This window comes from Hymenobacter rubidus (assembly GCF_016734815.1).
Classification (GTDB): Bacteria; Bacteroidota; Bacteroidia; order Cytophagales; family Hymenobacteraceae; genus Hymenobacter; species Hymenobacter rubidus.
The window spans coordinates 38,734-55,529 of record NZ_JAERQF010000036.1 but is presented as its reverse complement, the minus strand read 5'-3'; the positions used below and the strand labels follow the sequence as shown (position 1 = coordinate 55,529).

At 60.1% G+C, this 16,796-nt stretch carries 14 protein-coding genes; 1 reads left to right on the top strand and 13 read right to left on the bottom strand.

Annotation, left to right across the window (positions count from 1 at the left end):
- Positions 1–89 precede the first annotated feature (89 nt).
- The gene (locus tag JKL48_RS19180) at positions 90–884 is read right to left on the bottom strand and encodes a hypothetical protein (protein ID WP_201986097.1); all 795 of its coding nucleotides are present in this window, start codon (positions 882–884) and stop codon (positions 90–92) included.
- A 198-nt stretch (positions 885–1,082) separates the two neighbouring features.
- Entirely contained in the window at positions 1,083–1,814 is a 732-nt protein-coding gene (locus JKL48_RS19175) for a hypothetical protein (protein WP_201986095.1), read from the bottom strand.
- 479 nt (positions 1,815–2,293) lie between these two features.
- On the opposite strand from JKL48_RS19175, the gene JKL48_RS19170 reads away from it, so the two are divergent.
- Positions 2,294–3,694, top strand: a complete 1,401-nt coding sequence (locus tag JKL48_RS19170; RefSeq protein ID WP_201986093.1) for a mercuric reductase — start codon at positions 2,294–2,296, stop codon at positions 3,692–3,694.
- Positions 3,695–3,950: 256 nt separating this feature from the next.
- Here JKL48_RS19170 and JKL48_RS19165 read toward each other — a convergent pair whose 3' ends face one another.
- The 11 genes from JKL48_RS19165 to JKL48_RS19115 form a co-directional block, all read right to left on the bottom strand.
- Positions 3,951–4,271: a PIN domain-containing protein gene (locus JKL48_RS19165; RefSeq protein WP_201986091.1), complete on the bottom strand. Its 321-nt coding sequence runs from the start codon at positions 4,269–4,271 to the stop codon at positions 3,951–3,953.
- Positions 4,252–4,509: a hypothetical protein gene (locus tag JKL48_RS19160; RefSeq protein WP_201986089.1), complete on the bottom strand. Its 258-nt coding sequence runs from the start codon at positions 4,507–4,509 to the stop codon at positions 4,252–4,254. Before JKL48_RS19160 ends, JKL48_RS19165 begins: the two co-directional genes overlap by 20 nt.
- A gap of 61 nt (positions 4,510–4,570) precedes the next feature.
- Entirely contained in the window at positions 4,571–4,858 is a 288-nt protein-coding gene (locus tag JKL48_RS19155; protein ID WP_201986086.1) for a DUF2442 domain-containing protein, read from the bottom strand.
- A complete protein-coding gene (locus tag JKL48_RS19150; RefSeq protein ID WP_201986084.1) occupies positions 4,842–5,075 on the bottom strand; it encodes a DUF4160 domain-containing protein in 234 nt (77 codons plus the stop codon). Before JKL48_RS19150 ends, JKL48_RS19155 begins: the two co-directional genes overlap by 17 nt.
- A gap of 61 nt (positions 5,076–5,136) precedes the next feature.
- The gene (locus JKL48_RS19145; protein ID WP_201986080.1) at positions 5,137–5,502 is read right to left on the bottom strand and encodes a hypothetical protein; all 366 of its coding nucleotides are present in this window, start codon (positions 5,500–5,502) and stop codon (positions 5,137–5,139) included.
- A 73-nt stretch (positions 5,503–5,575) separates the two neighbouring features.
- Positions 5,576–6,841 carry an NADP-dependent isocitrate dehydrogenase gene (gene icd, locus JKL48_RS19140; RefSeq protein ID WP_201986077.1) on the bottom strand — a complete coding sequence of 422 codons (1,266 nt, stop codon included), beginning with the start codon at positions 6,839–6,841 and terminating at the stop codon, positions 5,576–5,578.
- A gap of 142 nt (positions 6,842–6,983) precedes the next feature.
- The gene (locus JKL48_RS19135) at positions 6,984–9,869 is read right to left on the bottom strand and encodes a M16 family metallopeptidase (RefSeq protein WP_236668916.1); all 2,886 of its coding nucleotides are present in this window, start codon (positions 9,867–9,869) and stop codon (positions 6,984–6,986) included.
- 545 nt (positions 9,870–10,414) lie between these two features.
- Positions 10,415–11,218: a rhamnogalacturonan acetylesterase gene (locus tag JKL48_RS19130; RefSeq protein ID WP_201986069.1), complete on the bottom strand. Its 804-nt coding sequence runs from the start codon at positions 11,216–11,218 to the stop codon at positions 10,415–10,417.
- Between the two features lie 135 nt (positions 11,219–11,353).
- Positions 11,354–12,121, bottom strand: coding sequence for a rhamnogalacturonan acetylesterase (locus JKL48_RS19125; protein ID WP_201986067.1), 768 nt, complete (start codon positions 12,119–12,121; stop codon positions 11,354–11,356).
- Positions 12,122–12,281: 160 nt separating this feature from the next.
- The gene (locus tag JKL48_RS19120) at positions 12,282–14,582 is read right to left on the bottom strand and encodes a sugar-binding domain-containing protein (protein WP_201986058.1); all 2,301 of its coding nucleotides are present in this window, start codon (positions 14,580–14,582) and stop codon (positions 12,282–12,284) included.
- Positions 14,583–14,766: 184 nt separating this feature from the next.
- Positions 14,767–16,716 carry a rhamnogalacturonan lyase gene (locus JKL48_RS19115; protein ID WP_201986049.1) on the bottom strand — a complete coding sequence of 650 codons (1,950 nt, stop codon included), beginning with the start codon at positions 16,714–16,716 and terminating at the stop codon, positions 14,767–14,769.
- Positions 16,717–16,796: the final 80 nt, after the last annotated feature.

Sequence of the window (16,796 nt, the reverse complement as noted above, 5' to 3'; positions counted from 1 at the left end):
TCCATCAGCCAGCAAAAAGCCCCGCCGGAAAATCCGAACGGGGCCTTATACCTGTCAACCTTTAGCCGGACGAGACATAGTGGGTTGCGTTATTTCTTGTGCCCTATCAGTAAATCAGGACGTAAAATAATGCCGGCGCTTAGCAGGTACGAGGTAGAGGACGTGCGATTATCGGAGGGATTGGCCCGGTCGCTGCCAAGAGGCATCGACAGTCCGATGGCGGTGTAGAACCGTAGGGGCCCCTGGCCGAAGCGCAAGAAAGCCGACGGCTCCACGTAGACGTGGGTACTGGCCACAATGGGCACGTCGGCATACGTCAGGCGGGTGTAGTCAAGCCAGACGGCCCGCAAAGAACCGCCAATGCGCGGGCCGCTGTCGTCGTCGGCGCTGGCAAAATACACCTGGCCGTAGTACCGGCGGTAGCGGGCGTCGTACACGCCCTCGCTGGTGGGCAGTGGAAACGGGAAGAAAGGCGAGGCAGGCTTGTAGTTATCGAAGGCAAAGAAGTTGCTGCGCCCCCAGCCAATGCCACTCATCACGGCCAGATAACCGCTTTTCGCACTGGAGTTATAAAGGCCCAGGCCCAGGCCGCCTTGCCCATGCGTGTCCTCGTAAGTATTGGTGCCGCCCTGCCCATTGCTTGTGCTGCTGACGCTTTTGCCAATGCCGGTGGCTAGCTCGCCGGTAAGCAGCACGTGGGCCACGGGCGACCACGCGGCCTGCGCTTCGGCATAGCGCAGGGTCCGGAGGCCAGCCGCTACTTCCACCTGGCCTTTTTCGAGAAGCGGTGTGCTGGGCGTGGTGGGCACGTATACCGCCGCGCAGCTGCTGAGCAGTGCGGTGCTGGCCAGCAGCAAGGGAGCAAGTGGTAGCGGGTTTTTCATGGGCGGAGCGGGTATGGAGCGGCAGTTGTTCCAAAGAAACGCGCTGCTATCGTCGCCCTCAAATCAATTTGTTGTGACACCTGACTTTACAGCCGCGCTACGCTACGAGCAGAATCCCGCACAGCATCGAATCAGCCAATCCGCAGTGGCCAATACGCCGCTTCTAAAGGATTTTACAATACGTGCATGCTCTACCACTCAATCCAACGTGGTGTTTTTGTCCAGGTTAATCACAATGCCTACCTGAAAGACCGAATTGGCGGCTTTCAGGTACTTGTTGCTGCGGAAGCCGAAAATCTGTCCGCTGATGAGCTGCAGCTGCACAGGGCCGGCTATTTGGGTGCGGGTGAAGGTGATGGGCTCGAAAAACACGTTGTTTTCGCCGGGCGTGGGCATCTTGTCGATGGTGAAATTATTGAGCTGCATGTAGCTCAGGCGCAGGGCCGCGCCGTAGGTCAGCGGAAAATCGTGGTTGAACAGGTGCAAGTTTTGCTTCTTTTTGCGGGCGTAGTTCACCTGGGCAAATACCTTGGACAAGCTGCCGTCGAGGGTGCGGGTGGTAATCTGGGCCTCGTTGCGCTCGAGGCGCTGGGTACTGCCGCCGCCGCCGCCCACGTACACCTCCAGCACGCGCTTGTCGGGCAGGCGGGTGAAGTAGCCGAGGCTGGCTTCACCGAAGTCGATGTCCTCCGTGCGGTCGCTTTTCTTGCGGTGCAGCGAGGAGAAAGTCCCGGCCACTGCCAGGTGATTGGTGAGGCCATAAGCCGCCTGAAAGGCATAATTGGTGTGCTGGTTGGTGCTGACTGAGCCGTAGAATTCGCCTTGGTGCGTGAGCATGGGGGCGTGCGGAGGTGGCGGAAAGTAGAGCGAGGCACAGCCCGTGAGGCCCGTGAGAATGAGCAGAAAAGCTACGCGCAGCAGGTGCTTCATAGGGTCAGGATATGGAGAACATGAATCTTCGTGTCATCCTGAGCGGAGCGAAGGACCTTATCACCGTTGAACAGCACTCGTTCGGTGAAAGTCCCGAGGGAATAAGGTCCTTCGCTCTGCTCAGGATGACAGATTTTAAAAAGCGAATTACTAGGGCAGTTTTGGTATCAGTGTACATTCCGAAGCAACGGCAGTAGTAGCGCGAACGGTGTAGTTCGCGTACTCCGCGCCGTTAACCCGTGCCGTGAAGAAAGGGCAAACGGCGCGGCGACGCGAACTACACCGTTCGCGCTACTATACAATGACCCCGAAACTGCTCTAAACAGCTTCAGAAGAACAAATAGTAGCCAGGCAACGCCTGATACGGCAATTTCGTGTTTCTGCCGGACTTCGTCCTGCTTTTCTACGCCCCGTTCCGGCGCCCCGACAAGCATAACCGTATGTAACCCGACTGTTCTCTTTCCAAACTGCGCCACACCATGCCCGCCGATACCTTTGATGCTCTTATTATTGGCGCTGGCCAGGCCGGCACCCCCTTGGCCTACGCGCTGGCCGAAGCCGGCCGCCGCGTGGCCTTCATCGAAAGTGATTTTCTGGGCGGCTCCTGCATCAACTACGGCTGTGCACCCACCAAGGCCCTGCTGGCTTCGGCCCAACGCGCCCACCACGTGCGCACGGCCGGCACGCTCGGCATCAAAGCGCCCGAGCCGGTGGTGGACTTCGCAGCCGTGATTGAGCGCATGCATACGCTGCGCCAGCACTCGCGCGACAGCCTGCACCGTAAGCTTACGGAGGACCGCGACGGCATTACGCTCATTCGGGGGCGGGCGCAGTTCACGGCCCCACACACATTGCAGGTGGCGCTGGCGGGTGGCGGCGAGCAACAGCTCACGGCCCCGCTCATCTTCATCAATACCGGCACCAGCGCCGCCGTGCCCGACATCGAAGGCTTGGCTGACAGCGGCTACCTCACCAGCGATTCGCTGCTGCTGAACCTGAAGGAACAGCCCGAGCACCTGCTCATCATGGGCGGCAGCTACATCGGGGTCGAGTTCAGCCAGATGTTCCGCCGCCTGGGCACCCGCGTCACGGTCATCGACAGCAAGCCCCGCCTGATGTCGCGCGAAGACCCCGACGTGAGCCACCCGCTGGAAGAACTGCTCACCGAAGCCGGCGTAGAACTGGTGCTCAGCGCCGAAACCCGCCGCGTGAGCCGCGCCGCTGACGGCAGCATCACCCTCACCGTGACTACCAAGGACGGCGAGCGCCGCCTGCGCGGCAGCCACCTGCTGGTAGCCGTGGGCCGTGAGCCCAATACCCAAAACATGGGCTTCGAGCATACTGGCATCAAGCTGGATGAAGACGGCTACATTAAAGTGAACGAGCACCTGCAAACCGGTACGCGCGGCGTGTATGCGCTGGGCGACGTGAAGGGCGGCCCGCAGTTCACCCACATCAGCTACGACGACTACCGCATTGTGCGCGACGCGCTGCTGCACTCCGGCCATCGTACTACCGAGCACCGGCCCCTCCCCTATGTGGTATTCACCGAGCCGCAGCTGGGCCGCATCGGCCTCTCGAAGAATCAGGCCAGGGAAAAGGGCATCCCCTACCGCGTGAGCCGGCTGCCGGCCCGCACCATCGGGAGGGCCGTGCAGACGGGCGAAACCGACGGCTTTGTGGAAGTGCTGGTGGGCGAAGACGACCGGCTGCTGGGCGCGGCCGTGTTCTGCGAGCAGGGCGGCGAAATCATGACCATGTTCCAGCTGGCCATGGCGGGCCGGCTGCGTTACCAGGAATTAGAGGACATGATTTTGGCCCACCCCACCTGGGCCGAGGTGCTGAACAATGCGTTTCAGCGGCTAAAGCCAGGAGAATAGCTGCTGCAAAACCACCGACAAGGTTCGGCTCAAGGACTACACCTTGCGCAACGTGCGCCATCAGGTGCGCAAGAAGCAGGGTAGTAATGCTCCGGCGGGTGGCCAGCAGCCGGGCTAGGCTTTTGAATTAGGCATGAAAAAGGGCACCCGCTTGGCGTGGGTGCCCTTTTTGGTTATTGCATCCAGTTGGCTAATTGCAGCCCCTCAATGCGTTCGAAATGCCGGGTATTACTTGTGGCTAATACGAGGTTATTGGCTAGGCCACGCCGGCAATGAGGGTATCAGTAGCGCCGATGCTCAGGCCCCGGCTACGCAAATCGGCTTCGATGCGGGCGGAATAATTGACCGATTCAACCGTCAGGGGAATTACCCGGTGCAGGCGGGCCAGGGCTTCGAATTGCCCCATCTGCTGCCGGGCATCTTTGTAGAGCAGGCCGCTCGGCGACTCGTAGTAGGTGATGATGCTCAACTGCAACTGCCCGTGTTCCAAAATATACCGCTTGGCGTGGTCAACTACCGAAGGCTGGCGGCGCACGAAGTGCGACATGGTGTCGGTATCAAGCAGCGTCGGCTTCATCGGCAAGGAAGGGGTTGGGCCGCGTGAACAGCTCGGCCCGTAGCTGCCGCTGGTAGGCGTCTATTTCGGCCCAGGTTTCGGCCGGCAGGTCGTCGGTGCCTTGCAGCAGGCGCAGGGTTTCGGCCAGCAGCTTGCGGTTGGCTTCGGCTTTCAACTCCTGCACCAACTGATACACTTTGTCCAGATGCTCTGGCGGCACTTGCTGTAAGTCGTGTACAATGGCTTCAATGGTTGTCATAGCGGGATGGGGCTTGAGAGTGCTATACTAAACTACGCGGCGGGCGGCAAAGGTGCCGGGATTACGCCGCTCGCTGGTCGCCGCCCGCCAGCAGCCCGGCCACTGATAAGTCTTCGTTCAGCTCATCCCAGTGCAGCCCCCGGCCCCCGCCACCAATCTCGACTTGGAGCCGCTGCTCCGGCCGGGCCGCTTGCAGCCTTGGGAACCACAGCAACGGCACGCTCACGGTGCGCCCGTCGGTGAGTTGGACGTGCATGGTAATATCGTCGAAGGTCACGGCCTGGGCCAGGGCCGTAGTGGGGCGGTACGAATGCGTGAGCGACGGCCGCTCGTTAGGCGAAGTAATCATTCCAGGCTTGCAAAAATGTGGGTTGGTATTCCTGAATCAGTTTAGCGACGGAGTTGAGTTCCGGGTTGCTGAAGCCGTGGTTAGCGGCTAGTTCAATAGGAACAAGCCAGAACTTGGCTTCGTTTCCGGCGGCCCGCACATGAATATGCGGCGGTTCGTTCGATTCGTTACTGTAGAAAAAGAAGCGGTAGGGGCCGACGCGGAGGATGACGGGCATGGATGAACGTGTTACGCTTCTAGAAATTCCCGCAACGGTTGTAGTTTGATAATGGCCACAATTAATCACAGGCAGGCTGCAAATGAATTATATATGCCCTACTATTTCTTCTAATGGCTACTTTCAATTCTCCTTGCTTCTTTTTCACGGAATCTCCAACTTCAATAAATTTGTAGAATTTGCCAGTATCATCCCGAAAATTTAAGTCTCTGGTGAATCCTTTTAATTCGCCATCAAGCACAATACGAAGCATCGGATAACCGTGCTGTGAAGGGTCGTTCCATTTCTTACTAACGATGCCTTTATAGTGAGCATCTTTTTGCAATCCGTACTCTGCACATTCAGTTATTCCCGAATCAGCGCGATTAAGCGCATAAATTCCGAGAATGCAGCAAAAAAGAAAAATGAAATAGATAGTAACTCTCATAACTGCAAACCCCCGCGCCAGCCTTGCAGCCGACGCGGGGGTTTTTCTTGTTGCTTAGGCAGCAGCCAAGCTACTACATATTCTTGATAATCTCCTGGCCGAATTCGCTGGTTTTGAGCAGAGTGGCGCCTTCCATCTGGCGTTCGAAGTCGTAGGTGACGCGCTTGCTGGCGATGGCGGCTTCGAGGCCTTTGTTGATGAGGGCAGCGGCTTCTTTCCAGCCCATGTACTCCAGCATCATCACGCCGGAGAGGATGACCGAGCCGGGGTTCACCTTGTCCTGGTTGGCGTATTTGGGGGCCGTGCCGTGGGTGGCTTCGAAGATGGCGTGGCCGGTGAGGTAGTTGATGTTGGCGCCCGGCGCGATGCCGATGCCGCCCACGATGGCCGCCAGGGCGTCGGACACGTAGTCGCCGTTCAGGTTCAGGGTGGCCACCACCGAGTACTCCGCGGGGCGCAGCAGAATCTGCTGCAGGAAGGCATCGGCGATGCTGTCTTTAATGATGAGCTTGCCCTGCTCCACGGCCTGCTTCTGCAGGGCCTCGGCCACTTCCACCCCTTGTTTGGCCACAATTTTATCGTACTGCGCCCAGGTGAAGACTTTGGGGCCAAATTCCTTTTCGGCCAGCTCGTAGCCCCAGGTTTTGAAGGCACCTTCGGTGAACTTCATGATGTTGCCCTTGTGCACGATGGTCACGCTGGGCAGCTTGTTTTCGAGGGCGTACTTGATGGCGGCGCGCACGAGGCGCTCGGTGCCTTCCTTGCTCACGGGCTTGATGCCGAACGAAGACGAATCGGGGAAACGAATTTTCTTCACGCCCATCTCGTCCTGCAGAAATTCGAGCATTTTCTGGGCTTGGGGCGTGCCGTTCATGTACTCGATGCCGGCGTAAATGTCTTCCGTGTTTTCGCGGAAGATGACCATGTCGGTCAGCTCCGGGTGCTTCACCGGCGAGGGCACGCCGTCGTAGTAGCGCACGGGGCGCACGCAGGCGTAGAGGTCCAGTTCCTGGCGCAGGGCCACGTTGAGCGAACGAATGCCGCCGCCCACGGGCGTCGTCAGCGGGCCTTTGATGCCCACGAGGTATTCGCGGAAGGCGTCGAGGGTTTCGTTGGGCAGCCAGTTGTTGGTGGCCTTGTAGGCTTTCTCGCCGGCCAGCACTTCCTTCCACACCAGCTGCTTTTTGCCGCCGTAGGCTTTTTCCACCGCGGCGTCGAACACCAGCTTGGAGGCACGCCAAATATCCGGCCCCGTCCCGTCGCCCTCAATGAAGGGAATGGTGGGTTTGTCCGGGACGGTCAGCTTGCCGTTTTTAATGGTGATTTTTTGCTCTGCCATGTGGGTATCGTCGTTTATGTAAGTCTGTCATCCTGAGCGCAGCGAAGGACCTTATCGCGTCAGGTGTGGTAAGTAAAATTCAACTGAGCGCAGGCGGGATAAGGTGCTTCGCTGCGCTCAGCATGACAATCGTCGGATTGTGCTAGTACCCGAAAATCTCCTTCAGCGTGAGCTGCTGCACCTGGCCGTACTTGGCCAGCTCCTTGAAATTGAGCCGGTCCTTCGAGCCAATCACCAGAATCACCTGGTTCTGGCCCTTAATCTTGGCCTGCTGAAACTTCTTCAACTCGTCGAAAGTCATTTTCTGGGTGCTGGCGTACACGTCGCGGCGGATATCGTAGTCGAGGCCGAGGCGCTTGGCGCGCTCGTAGCTCATCAGAATGTTGCCCTTGGTGATGCGCTCGGTGCTGATGCTGTTGCGGATGGCGTTTTTGGCGATTTCGAGGTTGGCATCGGCCACGGGCATGTCGGTGAGCAGGGCTTCCATGCCGGCCATGGCTTCGGGCAGCTTGTCGCTCTGGGTGCCGATGTAGCTCAGGTTATAGTTGGAGCGGCCCAGCTTGTCGGCGTTCGAGTAGCCGGAGTAGGCCGAGTAGGCCAGCGCCTTGCTCTCGCGCAAATCCTGAAACACGATGCTGCCCATGCCGCCGCCGAAATACTCGTTGTAGAGCGCCACCGTGGGCGCGAGGTCCTTGCTGTACAGGTCACCCTTGGTCAGGAACAGGATTTCGGCCTGCACCATGTTGTAGTCGACCCAATAGACCTTTTTGTCCTTCAGGGGTTGCTCGGCGAAGTCCTTAGCCGCTGGGGTGGGCGTGAGCTTGGCGGGCGTCTGGTGGAATTGCCTTAAAACATCAAAAATGTCGAGGCGGTCATATTCCTCCTCTGCAGCCCGATGTGCCTTCGCTAATTCAGGATTGCCAATTTCATCAGGAGTGACATTGAATTGGGACATGACCTTGACGTTGAATCTGCGTGGGCCATAATACAGCACCCGGTGCTGATACGAAGTCAGCTTCTGAATGAGACTCGTCAGTTGCTCAGGCTTCACCGCTTTCAGCTCTTTCTCGCTCAGGATGTTTGTGAATGGGTTTTTCGGACCGTACTTCACATAGTTCACCATCGCCTGATTCAAAATCACGCGTTTTTCGAGCTTGGCATCCTGGCGCTGCTTAAGAATGCCGGCCACCATGTTTTTCAGGGCGGCGGCATCGGGCTTGGGGGCGTGCAGCAGCTGCTCAAACAGTCGGAGTGCCGGTTCCAAGTTGGCGTCGAGGCCGTTGAGGGTGACAAAGGTGCGGTCGGCCCCGCTGTTCACGCTGAATGAGCAGCCCAGCTTGTAGAACTCCTGCTGCAGCTGCGCGGCCGAGTACTGGCCCGCGCCGAGGTATTGCAGGTAGTCGGCGGCCAGGCCCCAGCGCGGGTCCTGGTTGTTGCCCAGGTCGAACACGTAGTACAGGTTGAACAGGCCGTTTTCGGCGTTGTGCGTGTAGTACAGCGGCAGGCCGGGCTTGATTTCCGTTTCTTGAATGTCCTTTTTGTAGTCGACGAAAACAGGAGTCAGCTCGGTGCTAGGCATGGCCGTGAGCTGCTTGTAGTAGGCCGAGGCCGCGTCGCGGTTGGCCGGCACGGGCGTGATGGCGGGCTTCACCACCTTCACCTTGTTGGGGTCGGTGCCGGTGCGCTTGAACACGGTCACGAAGTTCGGGCCGTAGTTGTCGTTGGCGAATTTCACGATTTCAGCCTTCGTGATTTTGCCGAAATCGTCCTGCTGCTGCAAGTAGTCTTTCCAGTCGATGCGCTCGATGAAGGCCTCGTACATGGCACTGGCGCGGGCCTCGTTGCTTTCGTAGCTCTTGGTGCGCGTCAGCTTCTCGTTGTTGATGATGGCCGGAATCAGCCAGTCGGGGAAGTTGCCGGCTTTCACCTTGGCCAGCTCGCCGAGCAGCAGGGCGCGCACGTCTTCCAGCTTCTGCCCCTGGCGCGGCGTGCCGTAGATGACATGGGTGGAATAGTCGTCGTTGAGGTCGGTGAACGAGGCGGCTTCTAGCACCTTCTGCTGCTGGTTTAGGTCAAGGTCGATGAGGCCGGCCTGGCCGTTGGTCAGGATTTTATCCAGCATGCGCAGCCGCACGGCATCTTTCGAGGCCTTGCCCGGCAGGCGGAAGCCCAGCATCACGTTTTCCGACTGCGGCCCGAGCACCTCCTTGGTAATGGGAGCCGTAATCGGCGCTTCCACTGGCGCGTTGAAGGCCGGCACCGGCTTGCTCGGCATGGCGCCAAAATACTTGTCGATGAGCCGAATGGTCTGGTCATAATCCAGGTCGCCGCTCAGGCACAGCGCCACATTATTCGGCACGTAGTACTGGCCGAAATACTTCTTAATCTCGGTGATGGACGGGTTTTGCAGGTGCTCAATCGTGCCGATGGTCGTCTGCGTGCCGTAGGGGTGCGTGGGGTAGAGCGCACCGTTAAGCGCCTCAAACTCCTTGTTGAAGTCGGAATCGAGCCCGCGGTTTTTCTCCTCGTACACGGCCTCCAGCTCGGTGTGGAACAGGCGCGGCACCATTTCGCGCAGGCGCTCGGCCTGAATGGCGGCCCACTTCTCCAGTTGGTTGCTGGGGATGTCTTCCTGGTACACCGTTTCTTCGTTCGAGGTATGGGCATTGGAACCTTTCGCGCCGATGGCGCCCATCACCTTGTCGTACTCGTTCGGCACGGCGTAGCGGGCGGCCACGCCGGAGATGGAGTCAATCTGGTGGTAGGTGCGCTTGCGGGCGGCGGGGTCGTTGCGCTGGCCGCGGTACACTTCGTAGAGCGCCTCAATCTTGTCCAGCTCCACTTTTTCCTTGGCCCAGTCCTGCGTGCCGAGCTGCGAAGTGCCCTTGAACACCATGTGCTCCAGGTAGTGCGCGAGGCCGGTGGCGGTGGCGGGGTCGTTCTTCGAGCCGGCGCGCACAGCCAGATAGGTCTGAATGCGCGGAGCGTCCTTATAATCTGAAAGATAAACGGTTAGGCCGTTATCCAAGTGGTAGATGCGTACAGCCAGTGGGTCGCCGGGTACTGATTCGTAACGGTATTCTTTCGGAGCCGCAGGAACAGTTGCGACAGCCGGTGCGGGGGCCGCAACTGTGGCAGAGGTAACCGGCTTACTAGATTGACATTGCGTAGCAACACCCAACACCGCCAGGGCCGGAATTAACAACAGAAAATTCTTTTTCACGAAGGGCGCAGGCGGATGCAGTTAGGGATTCAAAAAACAAAGGTAGCTGGCTGATAGGGGAATAAAAAACGAATTTTTTGCCTATCTTAGTGGATTGCTTCGGCCTGAAGAAAGCACCTCATGTAAACATTCGCTTCGCCCCCAATCGTTTGCAGCAATTCCCGCGTCTTTGTAATTTCCCTACCTGCGCTGCTGCCCCCTGCGCATCAGCGCTACCACTGCCGGGCCGCTGAACTGTGCTGTTCCCATACAACCTCCTGCGCAACCCTCAACGCAGGGCTTCAGAGGCGCTAGAAAACATTCACTATGCTGTTTTGCATCGGCTACCCAAAGCCGCACGGAGCAGGTTGTTACCTCTTAAGCAGATAATTCCGCAGCCCCAGCCCCTTAGTGGCCTTGATGCCCTCTGCCACGGTGGCTGCATTCAGCTGCGCGCCGGCTTCGATGGTGTGGGTGTGGTCCTTCGAGGTGAAATAGACGGTGCCCACTTTGTTTTCGCCTTCGCGGTCGTACTTATCAGCCACCAGCTTATTCAAATCGATAAAGTACGCGCCGCCCTGCTTGGCGGCTTCGGCGGCCCACTGGGTGTAGCCGGTGGTGGCGCGGTTCACTTTGCCGTCCTTCCAGCCGTTGCGCGGCACCAGCGAGCAGACCACTGGCGTAGCGCCTTTGGCCTTGGTTTCGCTGATGACTTTGCGCAAATACCAGCCGTAGCTGTGCACCACTTCCTGCTGCTTGGTGAGGGGGTTGTAGATTTCCTGGCTTTCCTCGCCGTTGCTTTTAATGGTGCCGCGGGCGCGGGCGGTGTCGGCCAGCGGGCCGTCGTCGTTGTGGCCGAACTGCATGATGACGAAGTCGCCGGGCTGGAGCTTGGCGCGCACGGCCTCCCACAAGCCCTTGCTTTGGAAAGTGCGGCTGCTGGTGCCACCCAAGGCGTCGTTTTCGATGCGGATGCGGGTGGTATCGAAGTGCGCGGGCAGGTAGTTGCCCCAGCCCCAGAGGCCGCCGTCGCCCTTGCCCTTGCCGTTTTTCACGGTCGAGTCGCCGATGAGGTAGAGGGTGGGTTTGCGTTTGGGCGCGCGGGCAGTGAAGCCGGCCAGTAGCAAGGCCACGAGGACCAGGCCGTAGGCGAGAGTGGTTTTGGTGGATTTCATAAGATGGTGTTTTTAACCGGCTGTCATCCTGAGCGCAGCGAAGGACCTTATCACGGCTGAACAATTTGCAGCAATTATTGCAACCATGATAAGGTCCTTCGCTGCGCTCAGGATGACAAAATTTCCTGGCCGACTTTACTTCTTCAGGTACTTATTAAGCGCCAGCTTCTTCTGGCTCCGGATGCCATCCACCACCGATTCGGCGTTGAGGCGGGCGCCGGCTTCGTTGGTGTGGGTGTGGTCGCCGGGGAAAAACTTCTTCACCTCGTCCGGGCCCAGCTTCTCGTATTTCAGAGCCGTGATGTCGTTCAAATCAATGAACGCCACGCCTTCCTGCTGGGCCACTTCCTGCGCCCATTTACCGAAGTCGTTGCTGGCCCGAATGACTTTGCCATCCTTCCACTCGTTGCGCGGAATCATGGAGCAGACCACCGGCGTGGCGCCTTTGGCCTTGGCTTCGCGGATGAATTTGCGCAGGTAGAAGCCGTAGGTGTTCACCGTTTCGGGGTGGCCGTCGGGCCACACGAGGCTTTTGGTTTCCTCGCCAGTGCCGCGCAGCACGCCGCGGCGGCCGGCCTTGCTGGTGTCGGGCACGCTGCCCTCGTTGTGGCCGAACTGCATGATGAGGAAATCGCCGGGCCGAATGGCGTCGATGGTCGTTTTCCACCGGCCTTCGGTGATGAAGGTGCGGGTGCTGCGGCCGGCCTTGGCGTTGTTGCGAATCTTGATTCTGGTGGTGTCGAAATACGTACTGATGACGTTGCCCCAGCCCATCTGCGGCTTGTTAGAGTTGTTCACCGTCGAGTCGCCGATGAGGAACAGCGTGGGCGGCGGGCTGGGCTTGTGGAAGCTGGCCAGCAGCAGGAAAAGCGCCGAAAGGGCGAGTAGGGTTTTCGTTTTCATAGTTTGACTAATCTAGTGGCCCGTCATGCTGGGCGCAGCCGAGGCATCTCGCGTGCGCAACGCAATCCAATCGGCCCAACGGTTTTGATTACTTCGGCACGCGAGATGCCTCGGCTGCGCTCGGCATGACAGGCTTTTTGTGTCTATTCAATTGCTGTGCCTACTTCGTCGTTTCCATCGTCACGGTGCCCTCGGTCAGGCCCGGCGCGGAGGCCTTCACGGTGATGCCAGGACCGGCCGATTTCGCCTTCACGATGGCGATGCACTGACCTTGGTAGGCTTTGCGCTGGTTGGCCTGGTAGCCCTCGTGGCTGGCCACGTTGCCGTTGTCGACGGCCGCCAGCACGGCCGGACCGGTCATGGTGAAGGTGATTTGGTTATCGGCATTGGGGCAGAGGACGCCGTTGGCATCCACCACGCGGGCGGTGATGTAAGCGGCGTCGTCCCAGGCGGCGCCCAGCTTGGGGCGGCTGGTGGTGAGGATGATGCGAGCGGGCGGGCCGGCGGTTTTCAGCTCATCGGTGGCTACTTCCTGGCCTTTGTTGCGGGCCACGGCGCGCAGGGTGCCTTTGGCGAAAGTCACGTCCCAGGCACGGGGGGCGTCGTTGGCAGGCTTGGGCTTGCTGCCCAGGGACTGGCCGTTGAGGAACAGTTCCACTTCGTCGGCGTTGCTGTAGGCTTCCACTTTGCCATCATCGTAGGTATCGAAGTCGGTGGGCGTCCAGTTGGCCACCCAAGGGCCGGCGCCGGCGTTACCTTCCTTGCGCACGAGGTGCACCACGGGCTTATCGCTCCACCAGCTCTGGCGCTGGTAGGCAATGGGTTTCCAGCCGCCCACGCGGTCGAACAGGCCGAGGTCGGAGGTGGTGGCAGGCCAGTCATTTTCGCCCAGGTAGTCGAAGCCGGCCCACAGGAACTGTCCGGCCATGAACTGGTTGTCACGCAGGGCCAGCCAAGCGGTGAGCGTGTGGCCGTTTTCGGTGCCAATGACCTTGCGCTCGGGCTTGGCCTGGTGGGCAGCTACCAGCTCGTTTTCGCGGTAGTTCTGGCCCACCACGTCCATCGTTTCCACGAAGCCGTTCTCGTATACCTTGCTCTGGCCGGGCCGAAACAGCGCCATCGTGACGGGCCGCGTGGGGTCGAGCTGGTGGATGAGGTCCTGCTGCATCTTGTATTTCTGAAAACCCTCGGGGTTGTTCAGGTTGTCGTGGATTTCGTTGCCCACGCTGTATATCACGATGCTCGGGTGGTTGCGGTCGCGCAGCACCATGCTGCGCGTGTCGGCCTCCCACCATTTGGTAAAAAAGCGGTTGTAGCCCTGCTCGCCGTTGTTTTTGGCCGCCGTCCAAGTGTCAAACGTCTCGTCCATCACCAGGAAACCCATCTGGTCGCACAGGTCCAGAAACTCCGGCGCCACGGGGTTGTGGGCCGTGCGGATGCCGTTCACGCCGGCCTGCTTCAGCAGCTCTAGGCGGTGGCGCCAGCCGTCGAGGGGCACGGCGGCACCCAGGCCGCCTGCGTCGTGGTGCAGGCAAGCGCCCTTTATTTTCAGTGAAACGCCGTTCAGAATAAAGCCTTTGGCGGCATCGAATTTGGCATCGCGCACGCCGAATGGCGTCGTCACCTCATCGAGCACGGCGTTGCCTTGCCGCAACGTCGTCACGGCCTTATACATATTGGGACTATCGGGCGACCACAGCAGGATTGACCGGTTGATGGAGGCCGGCAAACTTATTTCGGCAGATTTTCCCGCTGCTACGGTACTCTTGGCTTCAAAAGGTCCATAGGTCCGGTTGCCGTAGGTGATGGTGGTTTGCAGCACAAACTCGCTGCTGGTGGCCGATTGATTGATTACATCAGCCGTCACATTCACCTTCGCCGTCTCGTGGTTGATGTCCGATGTAGTAACGTACACGCCGCCTTCGCCAAAATGCACGGGAGCGGTGCTCACCAGCCGCACGTGCCGGTAGATGCCCGCGCCAGTGTAATAGCGCGAGGCCGGCTGCACCGAGTTGTCGGCGCGCACGGCCAGCACGTTGGTTTGGCCCTTGCCGAATTTCAGGTGCTTAGTCAGGTCGTAGCTAAAGCTGCTGTAGCCGTAGGGCCGCTGGCCCAGCGACACGCCGTTTATCCAGACCTCGCTGTTGGCCATCACGCCATCAAACTCGATGCGGACGCGGCGCTGGGCGTCGGTAGCGGGCAGCGTAAAGGTTTTCCGGTACCAGCCGATGCCGGCCGGCAGGTAGCCGCCGCCGCGGCTGGTGGGGTTGGCCTGGTCATAGGGACCTTCGATGCTCCAGTCGTGCGGTACGTTCAGCGTTCGCCACTTGGCATCGGCGAAGGCGGGGGCTTCGGCGCCTTTGGCATCGGCTTTCAGAAAGCGCCAGTCGGCATCGAAGGGCGTGGTGACGCGCTGGGCCAGCGCCGGGAAACTGCCGAGTAAAATTACTGCGGTAGCCATGTGGCAGGCCACTAGGAGGAATCTATTCATTAAGTCGTTTTCGGGTGAAAAAGGAGGCTTTTGGTTGTCAAATGTTCGGTTAAATGCGGCTGGCGGCGTCCTGCACTTACCTGCGCTGTAGCGTGGACTTTTAGTCCGCGCCTGTATCAAGCGGCGCTGTTCCGGCGCGGACTAAAAGTCCACGCTACAGGTTCTTCATGCCTTCGCCCAGGAAAAAGCCAGGGTGCGGGGGCTGGTTGTAGCCCACGTTTTCGCGGGCTACGCCGAGGCGGTAGGCGCGGTCCTGCATCAAGGTTACGAGGCGGTGCGTGGTCGGGATGGTGGTGCTGAAGATGAGCAGGGCCGTGTTGTCGGCGGTGCGCCACACCACTTCCTCGCGCCAGTCGCCCAGCAGGTCGGCGCTGAGGCAGGGCGTGGCTTTGGTGCCGTTGCAGGAGGCAGCGCCGAAATCCTTGCCTTCGAGCAGCTTATTGAGTTGGCCGGCCTGGTAGTCCCACTTTTCCACGCGGGTGTCGTTCAGCAGCTCGCGCAGCAGGTCGCCGTCCCACCACAAGCCGAAATTGACGGAGCGCGGCGACGGGCCGATTCTTTCACCCTTGCAGGTGAGCAGGCACAGCTCGGGGTTGCTCACCCACAGCTCGGCGCCGGGGTGGCGCGGGTCGATGTCGGCCGCCATGCCGCGGCCCACGTCCTCGCCGGGCAGCTTCGAGACGAGGATTTTACCGGTGCCGGCGGCGTAGAGGGCGGCGCCGGGGCCGTTTTCGTGGCCGGGCACCTTCTCCTCGTTTTCGTGCACGCCCCAGGCTTCGAGGCCGGGCAGGCTGGGGTCGAGGTCCGACACGTGGAGGGCGTCGCCGTGGCGCAGGCCGGTGCTGAACAAACCCGTGCCGTTGTCGTCGACCACCATCGAGCCGTACACGATTTCGTCTTTGCCGTCGCCGTCCACGTCGTTCACGCTCAGACCGTGGTTGCCCATGCCGGAGAAGGGGTTTTGAGCGTCTTTCGAGTCGAATACCCAGCGCGAGGTGAGCTGGCCGCCGCGCCAGTCCCAGGCGGCCAGCACGGTGCGGCCGTAGTAGCCGCGGCACATCACCACGCTGGGTCGCTGGCCGTCGAGGTAGGCCACGCAAGCCAGCATGCGGTCCACGCGGTTGCCATAGCTGTCGTTGCCGCCGTTGCCGCCGATGCCGCCCCAACCGCCCAGCTCGCCCCGGGCGGGCAGGTAGGGCGTGCTGGCCAGGGCCGCGCCGGTCCGGCCATCAAAAACCGTGAAGTATTCCGGCCCAGCCAGGATGCGGCCGTACTTGCTGTCGCGCGGGCCGGGCACGGGCACGCCATCCGTTGGCACGGTGAGGGAGCGGTAGTCTTTGCTGGCGTCGCCGAGGGTTTTCCCCTGTCCATCCACGGTGCCGTCGGCGGTTTTGCAGGCCACTTCGGCCTTGCTGTCGCCGTCGAGGTCGTACACCATGAACTGGGTGTAGTGTGCGCCGGCCCGGATATTTTTGCCCAAGTTGATGCGCCACAGGCGGGTGCCGTCCAGCTTGTACGCATCGAGAATGACGGGGCCGGTGATGCCGCTGGAGCCGTTGTCGCGGGCGTTGGTGGGCTCCCACTTCAGCACAATTTCGTACTGGCCGTCGCCGTCGAGGTCGGCGGTGCTGGCGTCGTTGGCGGTGTAGGTGTAGGGGCTGGTTTCGGAACCGCTGCTCACGGTGCCGCCAGGCGGCGGCTGCAGCGGCAGGCGCAGGTAGCCGTCTGCCCAGGCTTTGGCGATGGCCGAAGGGTCGGGAGCGGCTTTAGACCCAATTAATTCGACCGTGTAGGTGAAGGGAGCACCTGCCACTTTATCGTATTCGTCCTGCCAATTGGTTTTGGTCGTGATGGGCTCTTTGTTCAGTTTAAACGGCTTGCCATCTCGGCCCAAACGGTAAATGTTAAAGGCAGCGTTGGCAGGGTCGGAAGCCAGCAAGCGCCAGCTGATGAATGCGCCAAAGCCCTGGCTGGCTGGCAGAGCCACCACTCCCCTACCCAAGCGCTCGGGCTGCGCCTGCGGGGCAGCAGGTGTCGGTGCCATCGAGGGGCCGGCGCCCAGCAGCACGGTTGTCAGCAGCAAAGGCAAAAAGCGTGCTTTCATGTACGAAGGTTGGGAGAGCGACCTGTATTAAAAATGAACGTCATGCCGGGCGTTGAGGAAGCATTTCTACCACAAAAGCA

Excerpts from the sequence above, each read along its gene's own strand:
- JKL48_RS19120 (WP_201986058.1), bottom strand. The coding sequence starts at position 14,582 with ATGGCTACCGCAGTAATTTTACTCGGCAGTTTCCCGGCGCTGGCCCAG.
- JKL48_RS19170 (WP_201986093.1), top strand. The coding sequence starts at position 2,294 with ATGCCCGCCGATACCTTTGATGCTCTTATTATTGGCGCTGGCCAGGCC.
- JKL48_RS19115 (WP_201986049.1), bottom strand. The coding sequence starts at position 16,716 with ATGAAAGCACGCTTTTTGCCTTTGCTGCTGACAACCGTGCTGCTGGGC.
- JKL48_RS19150 (WP_201986084.1), bottom strand. The coding sequence starts at position 5,075 with ATGCCCGTCATCCTCCGCGTCGGCCCCTACCGCTTCTTTTTCTACAGT.
- JKL48_RS19175 (WP_201986095.1), bottom strand. The coding sequence starts at position 1,814 with ATGAAGCACCTGCTGCGCGTAGCTTTTCTGCTCATTCTCACGGGCCTC.
- JKL48_RS19160 (WP_201986089.1), bottom strand. The coding sequence starts at position 4,509 with ATGACAACCATTGAAGCCATTGTACACGACTTACAGCAAGTGCCGCCA.
- JKL48_RS19155 (WP_201986086.1), bottom strand. The coding sequence starts at position 4,858 with ATGATTACTTCGCCTAACGAGCGGCCGTCGCTCACGCATTCGTACCGC.
- JKL48_RS19180 (WP_201986097.1), bottom strand. The coding sequence starts at position 884 with ATGAAAAACCCGCTACCACTTGCTCCCTTGCTGCTGGCCAGCACCGCA.
- JKL48_RS19130 (WP_201986069.1), bottom strand. The coding sequence starts at position 11,218 with ATGAAATCCACCAAAACCACTCTCGCCTACGGCCTGGTCCTCGTGGCC.
- JKL48_RS19125 (WP_201986067.1), bottom strand. The coding sequence starts at position 12,121 with ATGAAAACGAAAACCCTACTCGCCCTTTCGGCGCTTTTCCTGCTGCTG.
- icd (WP_201986077.1), bottom strand. The coding sequence starts at position 6,841 with ATGGCAGAGCAAAAAATCACCATTAAAAACGGCAAGCTGACCGTCCCG.
- JKL48_RS19145 (WP_201986080.1), bottom strand. The coding sequence starts at position 5,502 with ATGAGAGTTACTATCTATTTCATTTTTCTTTTTTGCTGCATTCTCGGA.
- JKL48_RS19165 (WP_201986091.1), bottom strand. The coding sequence starts at position 4,271 with ATGAAGCCGACGCTGCTTGATACCGACACCATGTCGCACTTCGTGCGC.